Origin of the sequence: Streptomyces flavovariabilis (assembly GCF_000725785.1) — a bacterium.
Taxonomy (GTDB): domain Bacteria; phylum Actinomycetota; class Actinomycetes; order Streptomycetales; family Streptomycetaceae; genus Streptomyces; species Streptomyces hawaiiensis.
This window is the reverse complement of record NZ_JNXD01000024.1, coordinates 20,295-39,717: the sequence shown is the minus strand read 5'-3', so window position 1 is coordinate 39,717 and position 19,423 is coordinate 20,295. Positions and strand designations below refer to the sequence as shown.

General features: G+C 72.0%; 17 protein-coding genes. 6 read left to right on the top strand and 11 right to left on the bottom strand.

Features of this window, described 5'->3' with window-relative positions:
* Position 1: 1 nt before the first annotated feature.
* On the bottom strand, positions 2-973 hold the full coding sequence (locus IO24_RS0132955) for a succinylglutamate desuccinylase/aspartoacylase family protein (protein WP_063768080.1): 972 nt from the start codon (positions 971-973) through the stop codon (positions 2-4).
* 109 nt (positions 974-1,082) lie between these two features.
* On the bottom strand, positions 1,083-2,219 hold the full coding sequence (gene solA / locus IO24_RS0132950; protein WP_031142204.1) for an N-methyl-L-tryptophan oxidase: 1,137 nt from the start codon (positions 2,217-2,219) through the stop codon (positions 1,083-1,085).
* A 281-nt stretch (positions 2,220-2,500) separates the two neighbouring features.
* On the opposite strand from solA, the gene IO24_RS0132945 reads away from it, so the two are divergent.
* Positions 2,501-3,247, top strand: coding sequence for an IclR family transcriptional regulator (locus tag IO24_RS0132945; protein ID WP_031142202.1), 747 nt, complete (start codon positions 2,501-2,503; stop codon positions 3,245-3,247).
* Between the two features lie 298 nt (positions 3,248-3,545).
* Positions 3,546-4,292 carry an IclR family transcriptional regulator gene (locus IO24_RS0132940; RefSeq protein WP_031142200.1) on the top strand — a complete coding sequence of 249 codons (747 nt, stop codon included), beginning with the start codon at positions 3,546-3,548 and terminating at the stop codon, positions 4,290-4,292.
* A 274-nt stretch (positions 4,293-4,566) separates the two neighbouring features.
* Here the strand turns inward: IO24_RS0132940 and IO24_RS41135 are convergent, their stop codons facing one another.
* The 4 genes from IO24_RS41135 to IO24_RS0132920 form a co-directional block, all read right to left on the bottom strand.
* Entirely contained in the window at positions 4,567-5,418 is an 852-nt protein-coding gene (locus IO24_RS41135; protein WP_234335320.1) for an aminotransferase class V-fold PLP-dependent enzyme, read from the bottom strand.
* A 315-nt stretch (positions 5,419-5,733) separates the two neighbouring features.
* On the bottom strand, positions 5,734-7,173 hold the full coding sequence (locus IO24_RS0132930; protein ID WP_031142198.1) for an NAD-dependent succinate-semialdehyde dehydrogenase: 1,440 nt from the start codon (positions 7,171-7,173) through the stop codon (positions 5,734-5,736).
* Positions 7,170-10,046 (bottom strand): FAD-binding and (Fe-S)-binding domain-containing protein, encoded by a 2,877-nt coding sequence (locus IO24_RS0132925; protein ID WP_031142196.1) that lies wholly within the window; start codon positions 10,044-10,046, stop codon positions 7,170-7,172. The genes IO24_RS0132930 and IO24_RS0132925 overlap by 4 nt, the downstream gene beginning before the upstream one ends.
* On the bottom strand, positions 10,043-11,311 hold the full coding sequence (locus IO24_RS0132920; RefSeq protein ID WP_031142194.1) for an aspartate aminotransferase family protein: 1,269 nt from the start codon (positions 11,309-11,311) through the stop codon (positions 10,043-10,045). Before IO24_RS0132920 ends, IO24_RS0132925 begins: the two co-directional genes overlap by 4 nt.
* 227 nt (positions 11,312-11,538) lie before the next feature.
* Between IO24_RS0132920 and IO24_RS0132915 the strand changes: the two genes are divergently transcribed.
* The 4 genes from IO24_RS0132915 to IO24_RS0132900 all read left to right on the top strand — a co-directional run bounded on the left by IO24_RS0132915 (position 11,539) and on the right by IO24_RS0132900 (position 15,631).
* Positions 11,539-13,170 (top strand): PucR family transcriptional regulator, encoded by a 1,632-nt coding sequence (locus tag IO24_RS0132915; RefSeq protein ID WP_031142190.1) that lies wholly within the window; start codon positions 11,539-11,541, stop codon positions 13,168-13,170.
* An 87-nt stretch (positions 13,171-13,257) separates the two neighbouring features.
* The gene (locus IO24_RS0132910) at positions 13,258-13,863 is read left to right on the top strand and encodes an RNA polymerase sigma factor (protein WP_031142188.1); all 606 of its coding nucleotides are present in this window, start codon (positions 13,258-13,260) and stop codon (positions 13,861-13,863) included.
* Positions 13,860-14,390 carry a hypothetical protein gene (locus tag IO24_RS42225; protein ID WP_045296869.1) on the top strand — a complete coding sequence of 177 codons (531 nt, stop codon included), beginning with the start codon at positions 13,860-13,862 and terminating at the stop codon, positions 14,388-14,390. The genes IO24_RS0132910 and IO24_RS42225 overlap by 4 nt, the downstream gene beginning before the upstream one ends.
* Positions 14,387-15,631 (top strand): acyltransferase family protein, encoded by a 1,245-nt coding sequence (locus IO24_RS0132900; RefSeq protein ID WP_234335319.1) that lies wholly within the window; start codon positions 14,387-14,389, stop codon positions 15,629-15,631. The genes IO24_RS42225 and IO24_RS0132900 overlap by 4 nt, the downstream gene beginning before the upstream one ends.
* On the opposite strand, the gene paaE is transcribed toward IO24_RS0132900, so the two are convergent.
* From paaE to paaA, 5 genes are read right to left on the bottom strand one after another with little or no spacing between them, the layout of a single operon-like run.
* On the bottom strand, positions 15,568-16,683 hold the full coding sequence (gene paaE / locus IO24_RS0132895) for a 1,2-phenylacetyl-CoA epoxidase subunit PaaE (protein WP_031142181.1): 1,116 nt from the start codon (positions 16,681-16,683) through the stop codon (positions 15,568-15,570). The genes IO24_RS0132900 and paaE overlap by 64 nt on opposite strands.
* The gene (gene paaD / locus IO24_RS0132890) at positions 16,683-17,198 is read right to left on the bottom strand and encodes a 1,2-phenylacetyl-CoA epoxidase subunit PaaD (RefSeq protein ID WP_031142179.1); all 516 of its coding nucleotides are present in this window, start codon (positions 17,196-17,198) and stop codon (positions 16,683-16,685) included. Before paaD ends, paaE begins: the two co-directional genes overlap by 1 nt.
* The gene (paaC, locus tag IO24_RS0132885) at positions 17,192-18,019 is read right to left on the bottom strand and encodes a 1,2-phenylacetyl-CoA epoxidase subunit PaaC (RefSeq protein WP_031142177.1); all 828 of its coding nucleotides are present in this window, start codon (positions 18,017-18,019) and stop codon (positions 17,192-17,194) included. Before paaC ends, paaD begins: the two co-directional genes overlap by 7 nt.
* 10 nt (positions 18,020-18,029) lie before the next feature.
* Entirely contained in the window at positions 18,030-18,323 is a 294-nt protein-coding gene (gene paaB / locus IO24_RS0132880; protein ID WP_031142175.1) for a 1,2-phenylacetyl-CoA epoxidase subunit PaaB, read from the bottom strand.
* Positions 18,320-19,306, bottom strand: a complete 987-nt coding sequence (paaA, locus tag IO24_RS0132875; RefSeq protein ID WP_031142173.1) for a 1,2-phenylacetyl-CoA epoxidase subunit PaaA — start codon at positions 19,304-19,306, stop codon at positions 18,320-18,322. The genes paaB and paaA overlap by 4 nt, the downstream gene beginning before the upstream one ends.
* Positions 19,307-19,423 lie beyond the last annotated feature (117 nt).

The window sequence follows — 19,423 nt, the reverse complement described above, 5'->3', positions numbered from 1 at the left end:
GTCAGTCGTGCGGCACCGCGATGGCGGCGAGTTCCGCGCCGGGGGCGACGGTGAGCCCGTTCATGCCGTAGAGGATCTGTCCGGTGGCTGTGGCGGTGACCTTGTGTTCGCTGCCGTCGGCCAGGTCGATGACGCGGCCGACGGGCTGACCCGCGGTCACCTCGTCGCCGGTCGCGGCGTCCGGGTACCACAGGCCGGTGGCCGGTGAGACGACGGAGCCGGTCCAGACCCAGTCGCGCGGCTGCGCGGTCACCGGTGCGACGTGCTGCGGCGCGTCGATGACGCCGAGGTGGTGCAGCAGCCGGTACAGGCCGTCGAGCAGGGCCCGCGCCTGGGCGGGGTCTCGTTCGCCGAGCTGGCCGGTCTCGATGAGGATGGCGGGAATGCCCAGCCGGGCGGCCGCGGCGTGGCTGTTGCCGCCTTCGGCGTTGCGGCCGAACAGTACTCGTTCGTAGCCGACGGCGTGGGCCAGGGCCCGCGTTCGGGCGTCCAGTTCCGCGTCGGAGGTCAGGCGGTAACCGACGAAGTCGAGCAGGGTCTCGTCGATGCCGCCGCTGTGCAGGTCCGCGTACGCGTCGGCACCGGAGATGACGTGCTCGAACAGCCAGGCCGCCAACCGTTCGGTGGGCCCTGCCGCGGGGTCGCCGGGAAAGACGCGGTTGATGTTGACGTCGTCCAGCGGGGACTTGCCCAGACGACCGTCGTACACGGCCGGCGGGTTGGCCACGGGACAGATCACCACCTGGCCGGTGACGTCGTCCGGCTCCAGGAACCCGGCCAGGCGGGTGGCCGCGTCGATGCCGACGAACTCGCCGCCGTGGACGCCGCCGGTGATGACGACCCGGGGTCCGGGGCGGGAGCCGTTGACGAGGACGAGGGGGATCTCGACGGTCGTGAGTCCGAGGTCCACGGGGATCACCCCGCGGGTCTTGCGGCCCGGCTCGGCCCGCAGCGGGCCTACGGTGAGTGTCATGTCGTTCCTCATTCAGGCGGTGGTGCGGCCGAGCGTGCTGATGAAGTCGATCGGCCGGCAGGTGCGGCCTTCCAGGGCGAGGTCCGCGGCGATGGCGGTCGGGGCCGGTTCAGGACGCGGTGCGGCCGACGGTCGACAGGAAGTCGATGGGCTGGGAGGAGGTGCCGTCCAGCGCCAGGTCGGCTGCGATGTCCCCGAAGGCGGGTGAGAGTTTGAAGCCGTGGCCGGAGAAGCCCGCGAGCAGTACGACGTTGTCGGCGCCGGGCAGCGGGCCGATCAGCGGGCGGCTGCTCTCGGTGTAGCCCTCCATGTAGACGGCCAGGCGGGTCGGGTCCGGGTGCAGGTCCGGCAGGTAGCGGCGGATCTGCTCGGTGAAGATGTCCAGCTCCTCCGGCTGGACGCTGCGGTCCAGAGCGTTGGGGTCGCCGGCGGGCTTGTGCAGCGCGCGGGACAGGCCGAGCTTGACGGAGACGCCGTCCGGGGAGGGCAGTCCGTAGCAGTGCGTGGGGGTGGTGCGGATGAACGCGGGGCGCTCCTCGCCGAACCAGGCGTCGGTCGTGGGGACGTACCAGGCGCTGATCAGGCGGCGGATGTCCACCTCCCACGGCAGGTCGGGAAGCAGGTCGTTCACCCAGGGGCCGACGGTGACGACGACCGCGTCGAAGCGCTCGCTGCCGGCGTCGGTGCGTACCTCCACCCCGCCGCCGGCCGGGGTGATCTCGCGCACCGGCGTGTAGCGCTCGATACGGGCACCCAGCTGCTCGGCGCGCCGGGCCGCGGTCTGGACGGTCAGCTCGGGCCGGATGAAGCCGGCACGGCGGTCGAGCACGGCCGCGTCGCCGTCCTCCAGCCGGTACTGCGGGAAGCGCTTGGCCATGGCCTCGGCGTCGAGCACCTCGTGGTCGAGGCCGTGCTCGGCGATGGACTCCAGGACCGTGGCCATCTGCTGGTGCTCGGTGGACCCCATCAGCAGGCATCCGGTCAGGCGGCGCAGCTCGCGGCCGGTCTCCTGCTGGAGCTGCCCCCACAGGGTGTCGGCGTGCTTGAGGAGCGGGACGTAGCGGGAGTCCTCGAAGTGCGCGCTGCGGAAGATGCGGGTCTCGCCGCCGGCGGCGCTGCGGTCGTGGCCGGGGGCGAAGCGGTCGTAGGCGACGACCTCCGCACCACGGGCCGCGAGGCGCCAGGCGGCCTGGCTGCCCATGGTTCCCACGCCGACGACGGCGACTCGCTTCCTGGCAGCTGACACGGGGCTTTCCTTTCGTATCGCCGGGGCGCATGCTGAGCCCCTGCGTGAGGCTGTTCGATTCGAGGTGGTTTCGGGCGGAGGGGGCGGGTCCTTCGGGGGACCTCGGCTCACGAACGCCCTGTCTCGGAGTTCCGGCTGCGTCCTCGGGATCTTCCGGCGAGCCGTGCCACATTGTGGAATACTGTGCTAGTATCTGGCACAGAGAATGACAGTGGGCCCCAGGGGAGTCAAGAGGTGTCCGTGAGAAATTCTGAGGATTAACAGGGGGAAACCGGATGGAAATGAAGAGCGTCACCAGGTCGCTGCGCATCCTGGAGGCGGTCGCCCAGCATCAGCCGGTCACCGTGGGGGAACTGACGAAGCTCTTCGGCCTTCCGAAGTCGACCGTGCAGCGCACCCTGGTCACGCTGGCCGAGGCCGGCTGGCTGCGGGCCAGCCGCAAGGACACCACCCGCTGGGAGATCGGCGCCCGCGTCCTGGCCGTGCGGCCCGCCGCGCTCCAGGGGTCCAGCCTGTTCGCCGCGGCGCGCGAGCCCATGGTCCGCCTGAGGGACACGGTGAACGAGACGATCCACCTGTCGGTGCCGGACGCCCTGCAGTGCATGGTCGTCGTCGACCGCGTGGACTGCAGTCACGCCGTACGGACGTTCCACACCGTCGGCGACACCTCACCCCTGCACGCCACCGCCACCGGACGCGCCGTCCTGGCCCATCTGCCGAAGCAGGACGTCGAGGAGCTCATCGCGCAGGGGCTGGAGCGCTACAGCGACACGACGCCCACCGACCCGGACGAACTGCGCGCCGAGCTGGACCGGATCCGCATCGACGGATACGCGGTCAACCGCAACCAGTACCGGCCGGACGTCTGCGCGATCGCCGCGCCCGTCCTCGACGAGGAGGGCACGCCACTGGCCACCGTGGCCATCTCCATGCCCGACTCGCGCTACGACGCGAACCGGCTGCCCGAGTGGGGCCGCCTGGTCGCCGACGCCGCCACGGAGATCACAGGGCGCCGCATGGGCGACTGAACGAGCACCTCCGGTAAAGGGCCGCCCTCACGCATCAGCGTGGGGGCCGGCCCTTTTCTCACGTCGGACAGCAGCCGCCGCCCTGCGCCCGGCCGGGGGAATGGCCGGGCGCAGGGGGCTGCCCCGCGGGGGCAAGCGCAGTCAGGGCGCTACCACCGTCCATCACCGCGGGGGGATCCCGCATGCGTGCCGTATTGTGGAACGCCATGCTAGAATCCGGCACGATCATCCCCTCGACTCCGGGAAGGAGTCAAGAGGCTGAGACCGACGAACGAAAACTGACGGGGCCCCGATGGAAATGAAGAGCGTGACCAGGTCGCTGCGCATCCTGGAGGCGGTGGCCCTCCACCAGCCCGTGACGGTGGGCGAGTTGACCAAGCTCTTCGGTCTGCCCAAGTCGACGGTGCAGCGCACGCTGGTCAGCCTCAACGAGGCGGGATGGCTGCGGGCCAACCGCCAGGACACCACCCGCTGGGAGATCGGCGCCCGGGTGCTCGCCGTACGTCCGGCGGCGCTTCAGGGCTCCAGCCTGTTCGCGGCGGCGAGGGAACCCATGATCCGGCTGCGGGACGCGCTGAACGAGACGATCCACCTGTCGGTGCCGGACGCCCTGCAGTGCATGGTCGTCGTCGACCGGGTGGACTGCGCTCACGCGGTGCGGACGTACTACGCGATCGGCGACACCTCTCCCCTGCACGCCACCGCCACCGGGCGCGCGATCCTGGCCCATCTGCCGCCAGCCGACGTGGACGAACTGGTCGCCCAGAGGCTGGAGCGCTACAGCGACGCGACGACGGTCGACCCGGCCGAGCTGCGCGCCGAGCTGAAGCGGGTGCGCACGGACGGCTACGCCGTCAACCGCAACCAGTACCGCCCCGATGTCTGCGCGATCGCCGCACCCGTCCTCGACGAGAACGGCTCACCGCTCGCCTCCGTGGCCGTCTCCATGCCGGACTCCCGCTACGACGCCGACCGGCTGCCCGAGTGGGGCCGCCTGGTCGCCGACACGGCGTCCGGCATCAGCGACCGCCGGCTGGGCGCCTGACAGCCCGGCGCACATGACAGCCGCCCCCTGCTGCCGACGGCAGGCAGGGGGCGTGACGCGTTTGCGCGTCAGGAGCGGCCCGCGCTCTGCTTGTCCACCACTTCCGCGAGAGCGTCCACAAAGCGGTCGAGCTCGCTCTCGCGCATGTAGATGTGGGGCGACACGCGCATGCCGCTGAGGTGCCGCACCTCCCGTTACTTCACATGCACCTGGTGCGCGTCCCGGAGCTCCTGCTCCACGGCTCTGGCGTCCAGGCCGTCGACGGAGAAGAGGCTCACCGCGCCGAGGGTCTCCGTGTCCAGCGGTGTGTGCAGCCTGAACCCGGGATCGCGGCGGCGCGCTCCACCCAGTACCGGGTCAGCTCCCGTACCCGCGCGTGGACGGCCCGGGCCCCGATCTCCCGGTGGAAGCGCGCCGCCGGCAGGATGCCGGCCTGCAGGGCCGAGTTGTACGTACCGAGGTTCCAGTGGTCGAACTTGTCGACGCGCAGCGGCGGCGGATCGAAGGGGGCCAGCAGGGGCCACGTACGGTCGATGACTCCCTCCCTGACGACCAGCATGCCGTTGCCGACCGGCGCGCCCATCCACTTGTGGAGGCTGGTGACGAAGAAGTCGCAGTCCAGGTCACGGAAGCTCACCGGCATCTGCGCGAAGGTCTGGGCGCCGTCCACCACGGTGAGCGTCCCGCTGTCCCTCGCCAGCCGGCACAGCCTCTTCGCCGGCACGACCCGCCCCGTCCAGTGGGACATGTGGGTGATCTGAAGGACACGGGTGCGCGGTGTCAGGACCGCCGCGTACGCCTCGACGATCTCGTCGTCGCTGTCCATGAGGTCGTAGTCGGCGGTGACGACCTCGACACCCTCGCGTTCCTGCCGCTGTAACCAGGCGGCGCGCACGCTCGGGTAGTCCCAGTGCGAGACCACGACCTGGTCGCCGGCGGCCAGCGGGATACCGAAGATCGCCGTGCACAGGCCCTCGGTGGAGTTCCGGTTCAGCGCGATCTCGCCGGGGTCGCAGTCGATCAGCTGGGCGAGTTCCGCCTTGGCCTCGGGGAGCGCGAGGTCGAGGTTGCTCCACATGGTGCGGTCGGGGTTCCGGTTGACCAGCCGGTAGGCGTCGATCGTCACCTGCTCGACGACCAGGGGTGGCGGGCTGACCGCCGCGTTGTTCAGGTGAGCAGGGGCTGCTGCTCCGGGTAGGCCGCGCGGACGTGCTCCCAGAAGTCGTCCTGGCCGGAGGTGGGACTCGCCATGGTGCTCTTCTCCGATGTCATGGGGTCGCCGCCGCCGGTGCGCCCGGCGTGTCGGCCGTGTGCCCCGTGCCCGGCCGGGGGGGGAGGCCGGGCACGGGGCGGCCCGCGTGCGGCCCGGGGGGAGCGGGCCGGTTACGCGGGGGCTTCCCGCGCGGTGCGCGATGGTGCGTGTGTCAGGACGGAAACCCGGTCATCGCACGGGCACCGCGACGTACTGGTACTCCAGGAACTCATCGATCCCCACCCGGCCGCCCTCACGGCCGAGCCCGGACTGCTTGACGCCGCCGAACGGCGCGGCCGGGTTGGAGACGAGGCCGGTGTTCAGGCCCACCATGCCCACTTCCAGAGCCTCGCTGACGCGCAGCCCGCGGTCCAGCCCCTGGGTGAACACGTAACCGACCAGACCCCAGGGCGTGTCGTTCGCCCGGCGCAGGACCTCGTCCTCGTCGTCGAAGGTGAGGATCGCGGCGACCGGCCCGAAGATCTCCGTGTCCATCAGACGGCTCTCGGGAGAGACATCCGCGAGCACGGTCGGCGGGTAGAAACAGCCGGGCCCTTCCGGAGTGCGCCCGCCGACGAGCACCTGGGCGCCGCGTTCCACCGCGTCGGCGACCAGCTCCTCCACCTTGGCGCGTCCGGTGGCGTCGATCAGCGGGCCGACGTCGACACCGCTGCGGGTGCCGGGGCCCACCACGAGCGCACCCATCCGCCCGGCGAGCCGCCGCCCGAACTCGCCGGCGACCGACCGGTGCACGAAGAAGCGGTTCGCGGCGGTGCAGGCCTCGCCCATGTTGCGCATCTTGGCGATCATGGCACCGTCCACGGCCACGTCCAGGTCGGCGTCGTCGAAGACGATGAACGGGGCGTTGCCGCCCAGCTCCATCGAGGTGCGTACGACGGTGTCGGCGCACTGGGCGAGCAGCAGCCGGCCGACGGCCGTGGAGCCGGTGAAGGACAGCTTGCGGATCCGGCCGCCGCGCAGCAGCGGCTCGCACACCTCTGCGGCGCGCGACGTGGTGACGACGTTCAGGACGCCGTCCGGCAGTCCCGCCTCCTTCAGGATCCCGGCGAGGGCGAGGCTGGACAGCGGGGTCTGCGGGGCGGGCTTGAGAATCATGGTGCAGCCCGCCGCGATGGCCGGGCCGATCTTGCGCGTCCCCATGGCCAGCGGGAAGTTCCACGGCGTGATCAGCAGGCAGGGGCCGACCGGGCGGCGGGAGAGCAGCATGCGGTTGCGGCCGTCGGGCAGCGTGCCGTAGCCGCCGTCGATGCGCACGGCCTCCTCGGAGAACCAGCGGAAGAACTCGGCGGCGTACGCCACCTCTCCCCTGGCCTCGGCGAGCGGCTTGCCCATCTCGGAGGTCATCAGGTGCGCGAGTTCGTCGGTGCGTTCCAGGATGATCTCGTGCGCGCGGCGCAGGATCTCGCTGCGCGCCCGGGGTGCCGTACGGGCCCACTCCGCCTGGGCCTGGACGGCCGTCTCCTCCGCGAGCCGGGCGTCCTTCGCGCCGGCGTCGGCGACGTGGCAGAGGATCTCGCCGGTGGCGGGGTCGTCGACGGGCATGGTGGCGCCGTCCGCGGCGTCCACCCAGGCACCGCCGATGAACAACTGGTTCAGTACCTCGGTCATGATGTCTCTCCTGGTTGATCGGCGGCGGGGTCGAGGAGTTCCGCGAGGTGCAGGGCGCGGGTGCCCTGGTCACCGGCGAGGTGGTCGATCTGAGTGGCGCAGCTGAAACCGTCGGCGACCACGGGCCGCCCGCCGAGGGCGTCGAGGCGCGGCTTGAGGGCCAGGTCCGCGACGGCCATCGAGGTGTCGTAGTGCTCCGCCTCGAAGCCGAAGTTGCCGGCGAGTCCGCAGCATCCCTCGGCCTCGTCGACCGTGCCTACGCCGAGGCGGCGCAGCAGGTCGGCGGGGCGGCGGCCCTTGAAGGTGGCGTACTCGTGGCAGTGGGTCTGGAGCACGATGTTCTCGGGCAGGGGCGGCGGGCACCAGTCCTGGTCGGCGAGATCGGTGAGAGCCCCGGTGAAGGTGTGGACACGGCTCGCCACGCGCTGGGCGGCCTCGGTACCGAGCAGTTCGGGGACGTCCCGCTTCAGCGCGGCGGCGCAGCTCGGCTCGGCCACGATGATCGGCCGGTCGTCACCGTCGTCGAGCGCGGCGACCGTGCGGGCCATGATCTTGCGGGCGACGTTCAGCTGTCCGGTGCTGACCCAGGTCAGCCCGCAGCACAGTCCGTCCTGCGGCGCGCAGGAAATACCGGCGTCTGCGAGCACACGGCTCGCCGCTCCCGCGACCTGGGGGCGGAAGGCGCGGGTGAAGCTGTCGACGAAGAGCACGGCCTTCGCCGGCTCCGCGGTCCGGGCGGCGCGCAGAGTCCTGCGCAGGGTGCGGCGGGAGGCGAAGGCGGGGATCGTGCGCTTCGTCGTGACGCCGCCGAGACGGGCGAGGAGCCTGCCGACCGGCCCGCGCAGCAGTGCGTTGACCGGCCGGGCGGCGTATCCGGCCAGGGCGGAGGTCCTGGGCAGCCAGCCGAGCGAGTAGTGGGAACGCGGGCGCAGGCGGCCCTTGTAGTGCTGGTGGAGGAACTCCGCCTTGTAGGTGGCCATGTCCACGCCGACCGGACAGTCGCTGGAGCACGCCTTGCAGGACAGGCACAGATCGAGGGCGTCCTTGACCTCGGTCGAGCGCCAGCCGTCGGTGACTGCTTCGCCGCGGACCATTTCCTGGAGCATGCGGGACCGGCCGCGGGTGGAGTCGTTCTCCTCGCCCGTGGCCCGGTAGCTGGGGCACATCACCCCGCCCGCATCCGAGCGGCAGCGGCCGACCCCGACACAGCGGCGCACGGCACCGGCGAAGCCGTCCTTGTCGTGCGGGAAGCCGAACGTCGTCTCCACCAGCGGTAGTTCGCGCAGTGCGAGGTCGGTGTCCAGCGGGGCCGGGTCGATGATGACGCCGGGGTTGAGCAGCCCGTCGGGGTCGAAGACCCGCTTGACCGCGGCGAACGCGGCGATCATGCGGTGGCTGTACATCACCTTCAGCAGCTCGCTGCGCGCCCGGCCGTCACCGTGCTCACCGGACAGCGTGCCGCCGTGCTCGACGACCAGCGCTGCGGCCTCGGTCAGGAAGCGGCGCATGACCGCCCGCCCGGCCTCGGTGGCCGGGTCGAAGTCGATGCGTACGTGGACGCATCCCGCGCCGAAGTGCCCATACAGCACGCCGGTCAGGTCGTGGGTGGTCAGCAGCTTGCGGAAGTCGCGCAGGTAGGCGGCGAGGTTCTCGGGTGCGACGGCGGCGTCCTCCCAGCCCGGCCAGGACTCCCCGCCGTCCACCAGCCGGGCGGCCAGACCGGCCCCGTCCTCACGCACCCGCCACAGCGAACGCCGCTCGGCCGGGCTCTCTACGACCCGGCCGCCGGTCATCCGCCCCCGGGCCTTGAGCACATCCAGCAGCTCAGCGGCCCGGGCGTCGACCGCGACCTGGTCGTCACCTTCGAATTCGACATACAACCAGGCCCGCCCCTCGGGCAGGCCGGTGACGGAGTCCGGGCCGCGGCGGGCGCGCATGGTGGCCACGATCGCCTCGTCCATGCCTTCGACCGCGCTGGGCGCGAAGCGCAGGATCTCCGGCACGTCCTCGGCCGCCTGGACCACATCCTCGTAGCCGAGCGTGAGCAGTGTGGATGCCTGTGCGGTCGCCACCAGGCGGACCGTCGCTGCGGTGACGACCGCACAGGTGCCTTCGGTGCCCACGAGCGCGCGGGCCATGTCGAAGCCGTTCTCGGGCAGCAGGTGCTGCAGCTGGTAGCCGGAGACCTGGCGCGGGATGCGGCCCAGCTCGGTCCGGATCAGCGCCAGGTTGTCCTCGACCAGCCGCCTGAGGCCGGCTTCGAGCCGGGCGACGCGCCGCACAGCCTCTGCGTCGCCCGGCTCTGCGGCACGCAGCCCGGAGTGGTCGGCGACGGCCCGCACGCCGTCCGCCGTCACGATCTCCAGGGCCTCGACGTGGCCGCTGGTCCGCCCGTCGCGCACCGACCGGTTGCCGCACGCGTCGTTGCCGATCATGCCGCCGAGGGTGCAGCGGCTGTGCGAGGACGGATCCGGACCGAAGTCGAGCCCGTGCAGGGCGGTCGCGCTGCGCAGCGCGTCGAGGACGACACCGGCCTCGATCCGCGCGGTGCGCGCCTCCTCGTCGAGGTCCAGGATCCGGTTCATGTACCGGGAGAAGTCCAGGACCACACCAGGCCCGACGGCATTGCCCGCCATGCTGGTGCCGCCGCCCCGGGCCGTGACCGGGATGCGCGCCTCACGGCAGGCCCGCAGCACCGCGACCACGTCGTCGGCGGTGCGCGGGAAGGCCACGGCGCGCGGCAGCACACGGTAGTTCGAGGCGTCGTAGGCGTAAGGACCCGTGGCCCCCGGACCTGTCTCCACCCGCAGGCCGGGCGCGATCTCGGCGATGCGGTCCGTCAGACCCGCCAGGTCGCGGGTGGCTGTCGTCATCGCTCCGCCGCTCCCGAGGCACCGGCCTCCACGGCGTTCGCCCACGCCTGGAGGCCCTCGTCGACGCCCGCCTCGTCGATCACGAGCGCCGGGATCATACGGACGACCTGGTTCGAGGCGCCGCACAGCAGCAGAAGCAGGCCTTCGTCGATCGCGGCGCGCTGCACGCGGGCGGCGGTCTCGGGGTCGGGGCTGCCGTCCTCGGTGACGAACTCGGTGGCGAGCATGAGGCCGAGGCCGCGGACGTCGCCGATGCCCGGGGTCCGGTCGGCCACGGCCTCCAGGCCCTGGCGGAGCCGCTTGCCCATCGCCTCGGCGTTCTCGACGAGCTTCTCGTCGCGGACGACGTCCAGCGTCGCGCAGGCGGCGGCGCAGGCGACGGCGTTGGCGCCGTACGTGCCGCCCTGCGAGCCGGGCCACGCCTTGGCCATCAGCTCCTCGGAGGCGGCGATGCCGGAGAGGGGGAAGCCGCTGGCCAGCCCCTTGGCGGTGACGAGGATGTCCGGGGTGACGCCGAAGTGGTCGTGGCCCCAGAAGCGTCCGGTGCGGCCGACGCCGGTCTGCACCTCGTCGAAGATCAGCAGGAAGCCGTGCCGGTCCGCCCGCTCGCGCAGCCCCTCGATGAAGGCGCGGTTCGCGGGGACGTAGCCGCCCTCGCCGAGGACCGGCTCGACGATGATCGCGGCCGTGTCGGCGGGCGACGAGATCGTCTGGAGGGTGTAGTCGAGTTCCTTCAGGGCGAAGCGGGTGGCGGTCTCCTCGTCCCAGCCGTAGCGGAAGGCCGTCGGGAAGGGGGTGACGACCACGCCGCTCATCAGCGGTGAGAACCCGGACCGGAAGCGGGTGCCGGAGGTGGTCATGGAGGCGGCGGCGACGGTACGGCCGTGAAAGCCGCCGTGGCAGACGATGACGTTCGGCCGGCCGGTGGCCTGGCGGGCCAGCCGCAGCGCCGCCTCGACGGCCTCGCTGCCGGAGTTGGTGAAGAAGAGGCTGTCCAGGCCGGCCGGCAGCACCTCGCCCAGCTTGTCGACCAGGCGGCGCAGCGGCTGGTGCATCACGGTGGTGTACTGGCCGTGGATCAGCGTGCCCACCTGCTCCTGCGCCGCCGCCACGACCTTGGGGTGGCAGTGCCCGGTGCTGGTGACGCCGATGCCGGCGGTGAAGTCGAGGTAGCGGCGGCCGTCCTCACCGTAGAGGTGGACGCCCTCGCCCCGGGCCGCCACGACGGGCGTGGCCTGGCGAAGGTGCGGCGACAGTGCGGTCATGGTGTCTCCTGGCCGTACGACGAGGTGTGGTTGGTTGGCTCAGCTCCGGTGTCCGAGCATCCAAGCCGCCGCGAAACGCGACAACGCCTGATCTGTCCAGCCGGAACCCGTTGTTCGGACGTTGTGTCAGCCACCGAACCTCCCCGGCACCGCCTGTCCCTCCCGTGGCCAGCTCTTGCGCAGGTCAGCCCCGCTTGTCAGAGTGACCGGGCACGCAGGGAGGCACCGTGAAAGATCACCCCCCGACGGTCGGCCGGGGCCCCGCCCCGGCCGGTCGCGCACCCACCCTCGCCGATGTCCTCGCCCTGCCGGTCCTGGCCGCCGGACAGCCCCAGGTCGTCACGGGTCTGACCGCGCTGGACCGGCCGGTGCGCTGGGTGCACATCACCGAGCTGACGGACCCGGCCTCCTTCCTCAAGGGCGGCGAGCTGGTCCTGACCACGGGCATGCCCCTGCCCGAGGACGCCGCGGGTGTGCGCCGTTACGTCGACGAACTGACCGAGGTGGGAGCGGCCGCCCTGGTCATCGAACTCGTACGCCGCTATCACCGGCCTCCCGATGCCCTCGTGCAGGCATGCAGGGCCCGGGGGCTCCCCCTGGTCACCCTCGCCCGGGACGTGAACTTCCTGGAGGTGACGCAGGTCGTGCACGCGCTGATCCTCGGCAACCAGGCCGACGCGATGCGGCGGACCCAGCGGATCCACGAGGCGTTCACGGCTCTGACGTTGCGCGGGGCGGGGCCGGAGGACGTGGTGCGCGCGGCGGCGGAGATGAGCGGCCGGACGGTCGTGCTGGAGAACCTGGTGCACCAGGCACTGATCTGCGAGCCCTCGGGGAGCACGGTGGAGGAGGCGCTCGGGGACTGGGAGCGGCGTTCCCGGGCGGCCGCACCCGGCGACCACACCGAGGTGGCCGGTCCGGAGGGCTGGCTCACCGCGCCCGTCTCCTACCAGGGCGAACGCTGGGGCCGTCTGGCCATGCTGCCCGCGGACGGGCCGGCTTTCGAGCCGGAGCACATCACCGTCCTGGAGCGGACGGCGATGGCCCTGACCGTGGCCCGGCTCATCCACTCCACGCTGTGGGAGCGCACGGCCCACCGCAGCGTCCTGCGGGAGCTGGCGGAGCAGCGCCACCATTCCGCCGAGGACGTCCACGCCCGCTGCGCCGCGCTGGGCCTTCCTACCGAGGCCGGCGTCTTCCTGGCGATCCTCGTGGACCTGGGCCCCGGCGGGGAAGGCGCCGAGCCGGAGACCCGGCTGCACCGGGAGCTGAGGTCGGCCGGAGTCCCGGCCCTCGTCGGCGAGCTGTCCCACGGCCGCCTCGGCGTGCTGCTGGCCCTGCGCCCTGCCCAGCCCTGGCGGCCCGTGGCCGAACGGCTGAGCCGCACCGCACTGGCCCTGGCGCCGGAGGCGATCGTCGGAGTCGGCTCGGAGGTGGCGGATCTCGCCGACACCGCACGCTCGTTCCGGGAGGCGGCCCGGGTCATAGAGGCCACCCCGCCCGGCCAGAGCCTCCCGGCGGACCGTTCCTTCCACGAGCTGCCGGACATCGACCTGCGCCGGCTGCTGTACACGCTGCGCGAGGACACCCGGATCCAGGACTACACGGAACGCCGGCTCGGCCGGCTCATCGACCACGACACCCGGCATGGCACCGACCTGCTGACGACCCTGGGCCACTACCTCGACGCCGCCGGCAACAAGACCACGGCGGCCCGTCGCGGCGGCCTGTCGAGGGAGACCATGTACCAGCGCCTGCGCACCATCGAACGCCTCCTCGACACCGACCTGGAATCCGGCGAACGCCGCACCGAACTCCATGTCGCCCTCACGGCGTTGCGGGTACTGCGCGCCGGCTAGGGCGGAAGGCCGGCACATCCTGTAACGCTTTGCGCGCCCCGTTCCAAGAACAAGTGACAGGCACCTGTCGACGAGGAGGGGACGTTCGTGGACGACGCGGAACGGTTACGGGGTGGGCCCGCTGCGGCGGTCGGTGATCCGGGGCTCTTCGAGGAGTTCTACCGGCGTCACGTCGACGCGGTGCTGCGCTTCGTGGCCCGGCGGGTCGACGATCCGCACACGGCGGCCGACCTGACGGCCGAGATCTTCCTCGCGGTCCTCGACTCGGCCGGGACCTACCGCCCGCACCTCGGCAGCGAGACCGCCTGGCTGTACGGCATCGCGCGCAACGTCGTGTCGTCGGAGCGCCGCCGGGTCGCCCGGGAGACCGAGCGCGACCGGCGCATCTCCGGGCGCCGGTTGCTGGAGCCGGACGACATCGCCCGCATCGAGGACAAGCTCGACGCGGAGAGCCCCGGGCGACGGGTGCTGGCCGCGCTGGCGCGGCTCCCCGAGGGCGAGCGGGCCGTCATGGAACTGATCGCGGTCGACCAGCTCACGGTCACCGAGGCCGCGGCCGCACTGGGCATCCGCCAGGTCACGGCCCGGGTCCGGCTGCACCGGGCGCGCAAGGCACTGCGCGAGGAGACGCACTGCCGCGCCGCGCAGACGCCGGAGGCATCGCTGGTGTACGTGGCAAGGGGGGAAGCATGAGCACGAGGACGACGTTCGAGGACCGGCTGCTCGGTGAGCTGAAGAGGGAGATCGAGCTGCGCGAGACCCCGGCCCGCACGACCGGGGGCCGGGCGAGGACTTCCGTGCTCCGCCGGTTCACTCCGCGCCGGATCGCCGTGGTCACGGCGGCCTGCGCGGCGGCGTGGACGGCGACGGTGGTGGTGCCCGGTTCGCCGGCGGACGCGGGCGCGTACGCGGCGGAGCGCCACGACGACGGCAGTGTCGAAATCACCGTCAGGGATCCGAGCTTCGGCATTGACGCCCAGCTGGCGCTGGCCGAGCGCGTGCGCCCGTGGGGCATCAAGGTGAACGTGGTCGCTCGCGAGGACGTGTGCAGCTCGTGGGGTGTCCCCCGGGTCATGGTTCTCACCGCTGCGGGCGATCCGATCCGCAGCTGGCCGGTCACTCTGCGCCGGGGCAGCACGCTGGTGATCGACAACTCCTGGGGCGAGCCGGTGTCCAAGGACGAGATCGAGCACTACGAGGTCAAGCCCTGCGACCGGTGAGCCGGCGGCTGGGCTGGCTCGACGCGTTGCGCGGCCTCGCCGCGCTCGTCGTGGTGTTCGACCACTCGTCCCACACCTTCATGCCGGACTTCCGGGCGGAGCTGATGCCGCAGTTCAACACCAGCCGCTACGGCATCATGGTGTTCTTCCTGGTCAGCGGCTACATCATCCCGGCATCCCTGGAACGCCGGGGCTGCGTGCGGGCGTTCTGGATCGGTCGGGTCTTCCGGGTGTACCCGCTGTGGGCGGTCGTCGTCACGGTGTTGCTCGCCGTCGACTTCCTGGGTCTCGCGGAGCTGCGCGGCTTCGGCTCGCAGAGCGCTGTCGCCGTGGCCGTGGCCCACGCCACCATGCTCCAGGAGCTGCTGGGGACACCCAATGTCCTGCTCGTCCTCTGGACGCTCTCGTACGAGATGTGCTTCTACCTGCTGGTCGTCGCCCTCTTCACGGTCCGGCTGCACCGGCGGTCCGCCGCGGTCGCGGTCGTCCTGGCCGTGCTGGCCGTGGTGAGCGCGACGGCGGGGGCCGTGCTGCCGGTCTCCGCCCTGTCCGGACTGACCGGCACCGGCCCGCTGATCACCTTCGCGTCGATCGCCATGGGGGTCGCCCTGTGCTGTGCGAGCTCCGGCTCACCCGCGGTGCGGGTGTTCGGGGGTGTGCTGGGCGGCGTACTCGCACTCGTCCTGGTTCCGTTCAATGGCACGGTCCCTCTGTGGGAGGGACTGGTGATCCTCGCCGTCATGTTCCTGGGTACCGCGGTCCACCGTGCCGAGCGGGGGCAGAGCACCTGGCACGGCGCAGGGGGCAGCGCCGTCCTGGTGATCGCCTGTGCCGTGGGGAGTGCCTACCGGTACGGCGACGGCCACCACTTCACACGGCGCGGCTGGATCGTGGCGTTCCTGCTGGCCGTGCTCACCTTCGCGGCCGGACTGGCGCGGCGCCACCGGCGCGTACCGCGGCTGCTGACCGGTCTGGGGGCGATCAGCTACTCGGTCTATCTGGTGCATCCGGTGCTGCTGGCGGTGATCGACGGCACCGTCGGCCGCAGGCGTGACGACGACGCCGTGCTCGAAGTGGCTTTCTTCGCCCTCCTGTTGCCCCTGTGCGTACTGACCCACCGCTTCGTCGAAGCTCCGGGCCAGGGCTGGGGACGCAGGCTGGCGTGCCGGTCGGGTGGTCAGGTGTCGAAGTCCACCGTCAACGCCTCGGACACCGGGAACGACTGGCAGGTGAGGACGTAGCCCGCGTCGACCTCGGACGGTTCGAGGGCGAAGTTGCGGCGCATCTCCGCCTTGCCGTCGGTGACCTGGGCGCGGCAGGTGCCGCAGACTCCGCCCTTGCAGGCGAAGGGCAGGTCGGGGCGGGTCTGCTGGGCGCCTTCGAGGATGCTGCGGTCGCGGGGCAGGGGGGACGTGGTGGAGCGGCCGTCGAGGGTGACGGTGACCTGGCTGACCGGGCCGGTGGGACCCGCCTCGGTGTGCTGGACCTCGCGGACGGGCTCGTCGTCGGCGTAGAAGAGCTCCTGGTGGACGCGGTCGGCGGGCACGCCGAGGCCGGTCAGGACCTGCTGGGCGGCGCGGACCATGCCGTGCGGGCCGCACAGCCACCAGTGGTCGGCGGACTCCACGTCGACCAGCGCGTCGACGAGGGCGGCCAGCCGCTCGGCGTCGAGGCGGCCGGAGAGCACCTCGGCCTCGCGGGGCTCGCGGGAGAGGACGTGGGCGAGCTGGAACCGCGTCGGGTAGAGGTCCTTCAGGTCGGCGAGTTCGTCGGCGAACATCACCGTGCCGGTGCGGCGGTTGCCGTAGAGGAGGGTGACGCGCGAGCGGGAGTCTGCGGCCAGGACGGACTCGGCGATGGAGACCATGGGCGTGATGCCGGAACCGGCGGCGATCAGGACGTGGTGGCCGTGGGTGGTGAGGTCGGGCGTGAAGGCGCCGGTGGGTGCCATCACCTCGACGGTGTCGCCGGGACGTACGTCGTGCACCAGCCAGGAGGAGAACAGGCCGCCCGGCACCACCCGGACGCCGATGCGCGGCGCTGTGCCGGCGGGTGCGCAGATCGAGTAGGAGCGGCGCTCGTCCCGGCCGTCGATGTCGCGGCGCAGGGTGAGCGACTGGCCGGGCGCGAAGGTGAACTCCTCGGCCAGCTCGGCCGGGATGTCGAAGCTCACAGCTGCCGCGTCCTCGCACAGCGGCTGCACGGCGGCGACCCGCAGGGGGTGGAAGACCGGACGTCGGCGGGCAGGCGGGCGTGCCGCCGGGGCGGGGGCCGGCTCCATCAGGTCCTCCATCAGATCTCCTTGACGTACTCGAACGGCTCGCGGCAGGCGAGGCAGCGCCACAGGGACTTGCAGGACGTGGCGCCGAAGCGGGAGGTCTCCTCGGTGTCGGGGTGACCGCAGCGGGGGCAGGGCACCGAGCGGCGGGCCGGCGACAGCACGAGCGGGACCGGGCCGGCGGGGCGTGCGGGCGCGGCGCCGGGCGGGGCGATGCCGTGCTCGGCGAGCTTGCGCCGGCCGGCCGCCGTGATCCAGTCACTGCTCCACGGCGGGTCGAGGACGGTGCGGATCTCCACGCGCGCGTACCCCGCCTCGCGCAGCCGGGCTGCCACGCCGGCGCGCATCTCCGCCATCGCCGGGCAGCCCGAGTAGGTCGGGGTCAGGTCGGCGACGACCGTGCCGTCCGGGGTCAGGGCCACCTCGCGCAGCACTCCGAGGTCGGCCAGCGTGAGCATGGGCAGTTCGGGGTCGGGTACCTGCTCGGCGATACGCCGGGCCCGTCGCGCGTCCAGGAGTGCCGTCACCATGTCGCCTCCGGGTGAGCGCGGGCCACGCCCTGCAACTCGGCCAGCAGCGGGGCGAGATGCTCGGTGTGTTCCCCGGCGCGGCCCGAGCCGGGCAGCGGCCGGTAGACGGGCATGGGCAGTCCTGCCGCCTCGGTGACCTGGCGCAGGACGGCGACGACCTCGTCGCGGACGTCGTACGCCGTGAACAGCTCGCCCAGGTAGGGCGCCACCTGTTCCTGCGCCTTGCGCGTCCGGCGGTGCGACTCCTCGGTGCCGTCGCCGAGGCGCACGGCCCACTCGGCCGCGTACTGGCGGTGGTACGCCAGTTCCTTCACGCCCTTGGCGGCGATCGCCGCGAGCACCGGGTCGCGGTGCGCGGTGAGCCGCTCGAAGTGCGCGAGGCGCCAGCTGGCGAACACCAGCAGCCGCACGACGGAGAACGCGAAGTCGCCGTTGGGGAGTTCGGCCAGGCGTACGTTGCGGAAGTCGCCGGCGTCACGGAAGTAGGCGTAGGCGTCCTCGTCGCGGCCGGTGCCGTCGGCCTGGCCCGCGCGGGAGTACAGCAGACGGGCCTGGCCGAGCAGGTCGAGCCCGATGTTGGCCAGCGCCACCTCCTCCTCCAGCTCGGGGGCGCGGGTGGTCCACTCGGCGAGCCGCTGGGCGGCGACCAGGGCGTCGTCGGCCAAGGTCACGCAGAGGGCGGCCAGTTCACCGGCGTCCACTCCCTCGGGCACGGCGGTGTCGACGCCGTGCAGGGGGTCCTCGAAGCCGGTGCCGTAGGCCCAGCGGGTGTCGTCCTCATGTCCCTCGGCGAGGGTCAGGTAGACGTGGTCGTCGCTCATGCCCTCTCCTTCAGATGTGGGGGACGTCGTCGGGGATGTCGTAGAAGGTCGGGTGCCGGTAGACCTTGTCGGCGCTGGGCTCGAAGAAGGGGTCCTTCTCGTCGCGGGTGGAGGCGGCGATGTGCTCGGAGCGCACGACCCAGATCGACACGCCCTCGTTGCGGCGGGTGTACAGGTCGCGGGCGTGGGTGAGCGCCATGCGGTCGTCGGCGGCGTGCAGCGATCCCACGTGGACGTGGTTCAGCCCGCGCTTGCCGCGCACGAACACCTCGTACAGCGGCCAGTCCTGCTTGTCGGCGGTCATGCCACCGCTCCCTTCCGCTCGCGGGCCGCCTGCTTGGCCGCGTGGGCGGTGGCCGCCTCGCGTACCCAGGCGCCCTCCTCGTGGGCCGTGCGGCGCCGTTCCATCCGCTGGTCGTTGCACGGGCCGTCGCCCTTGATGACCCGCATCAGCTCGTCCCAGTCGGGCGTGCCGAAGTCGTGGTGGCCCCGCTCCTCGTTCCAGCGCAGCTCCGGGTCGGGGAGCGTCACGCCGAGCTTCTCGGCCTGCGGGACGGTCATGTCGACGAAGCGCCGGCGCAGTTCGTCGTTGCTGTGCCGCTTGATCTTCCAGGCCATGGACTGCGCCGAGTTGGGCGAGGCGTCGTCGGGCGGGCCGAACATCATCAGCGACGGCCACCACCAGCGGTTCACGGCGTCCTGCACCATCTCGCGCTGCTCGGGGGTGCCGCGCATCATCGTCATCAGCAGCTCGTAGCCCTGCCGCTGGTGGAAGGACTCCTCCTTGCAGATCCGCACCATGGCGCGTGCGTACGGCCCGTACGAGGAGCGGCACAGCGGCACCTGGTTGCAGATCGCGGCGCCGTCCACGAACCAGCCGATCACCCCGACGTCCGCGAAACTCAGCGTCGGGTAGTTGAAGATCGAGGAGTACTTCTGGCGGCCCTCGATCAGCCGCCCGGTCAGATCGGCGCGGTCGGCGCCCAGCGTCTCCGCCGCCGAGTAGAGGTACAGCCCGTGCCCGGCCTCGTCCTGGACCTTCGCGAACAGAATGGCCTTGCGGCGCAGCGACGGGGCGCGCGTGATCCACTCGCCCTCCGGCTGCATGCCGATGATCTCCGAGTGCGCGTGCTGCGCGATCTGGCGGATCAGTGTCTTGCGGTAGCCCTCCGGCATCCAGTCACGCGGCTCGATCCGCTGGTCCCGCGCGATCGTCGCGTCGAAGTGCTGCTGGAGATCCGGCTCGGCGCCGTCCGTCCCCGCGGGGCTGGAGCGTGTCGTGTCCATCCGTCTCACTTCCCAACCGACCATTCGTTCGGTTCATCATAGAACAGGCACGGGTGCCGTGGTAGATGTTCGGTCGGGCCAGGAGAATTTCCGGGCCGCAGCCGTAGCATCGGCTGC

What these genes read in the sequence shown, in the direction of transcription:
- paaA (WP_031142173.1), bottom strand. Translation starts at nt 19,306, where the DNA reads ATGGACACGACACGCTCCAGCCCCGCGGGGACGGACGGCGCCGAGCCG.
- paaC (WP_031142177.1), bottom strand. Translation starts at nt 18,019, where the DNA reads ATGAGCGACGACCACGTCTACCTGACCCTCGCCGAGGGACATGAGGAC.
- IO24_RS0132940 (WP_031142200.1), top strand. Translation starts at nt 3,546, where the DNA reads ATGAAGAGCGTGACCAGGTCGCTGCGCATCCTGGAGGCGGTGGCCCTC.
- IO24_RS0132955 (WP_063768080.1), bottom strand. Translation starts at nt 973, where the DNA reads ATGACACTCACCGTAGGCCCGCTGCGGGCCGAGCCGGGCCGCAAGACC.
- paaB (WP_031142175.1), bottom strand. Translation starts at nt 18,323, where the DNA reads ATGACCGCCGACAAGCAGGACTGGCCGCTGTACGAGGTGTTCGTGCGC.
- IO24_RS0132930 (WP_031142198.1), bottom strand. Translation starts at nt 7,173, where the DNA reads ATGACCGAGGTACTGAACCAGTTGTTCATCGGCGGTGCCTGGGTGGAC.
- IO24_RS0132945 (WP_031142202.1), top strand. Translation starts at nt 2,501, where the DNA reads ATGAAGAGCGTCACCAGGTCGCTGCGCATCCTGGAGGCGGTCGCCCAG.
- IO24_RS0132925 (WP_031142196.1), bottom strand. Translation starts at nt 10,046, where the DNA reads ATGACGACAGCCACCCGCGACCTGGCGGGTCTGACGGACCGCATCGCC.
- paaD (WP_031142179.1), bottom strand. Translation starts at nt 17,198, where the DNA reads ATGGTGACGGCACTCCTGGACGCGCGACGGGCCCGGCGTATCGCCGAG.
- paaE (WP_031142181.1), bottom strand. Translation starts at nt 16,683, where the DNA reads ATGGAGGACCTGATGGAGCCGGCCCCCGCCCCGGCGGCACGCCCGCCT.
- IO24_RS0132920 (WP_031142194.1), bottom strand. Translation starts at nt 11,311, where the DNA reads ATGACCGCACTGTCGCCGCACCTTCGCCAGGCCACGCCCGTCGTGGCG.
- IO24_RS42225 (WP_045296869.1), top strand. Translation starts at nt 13,860, where the DNA reads ATGAGCACGAGGACGACGTTCGAGGACCGGCTGCTCGGTGAGCTGAAG.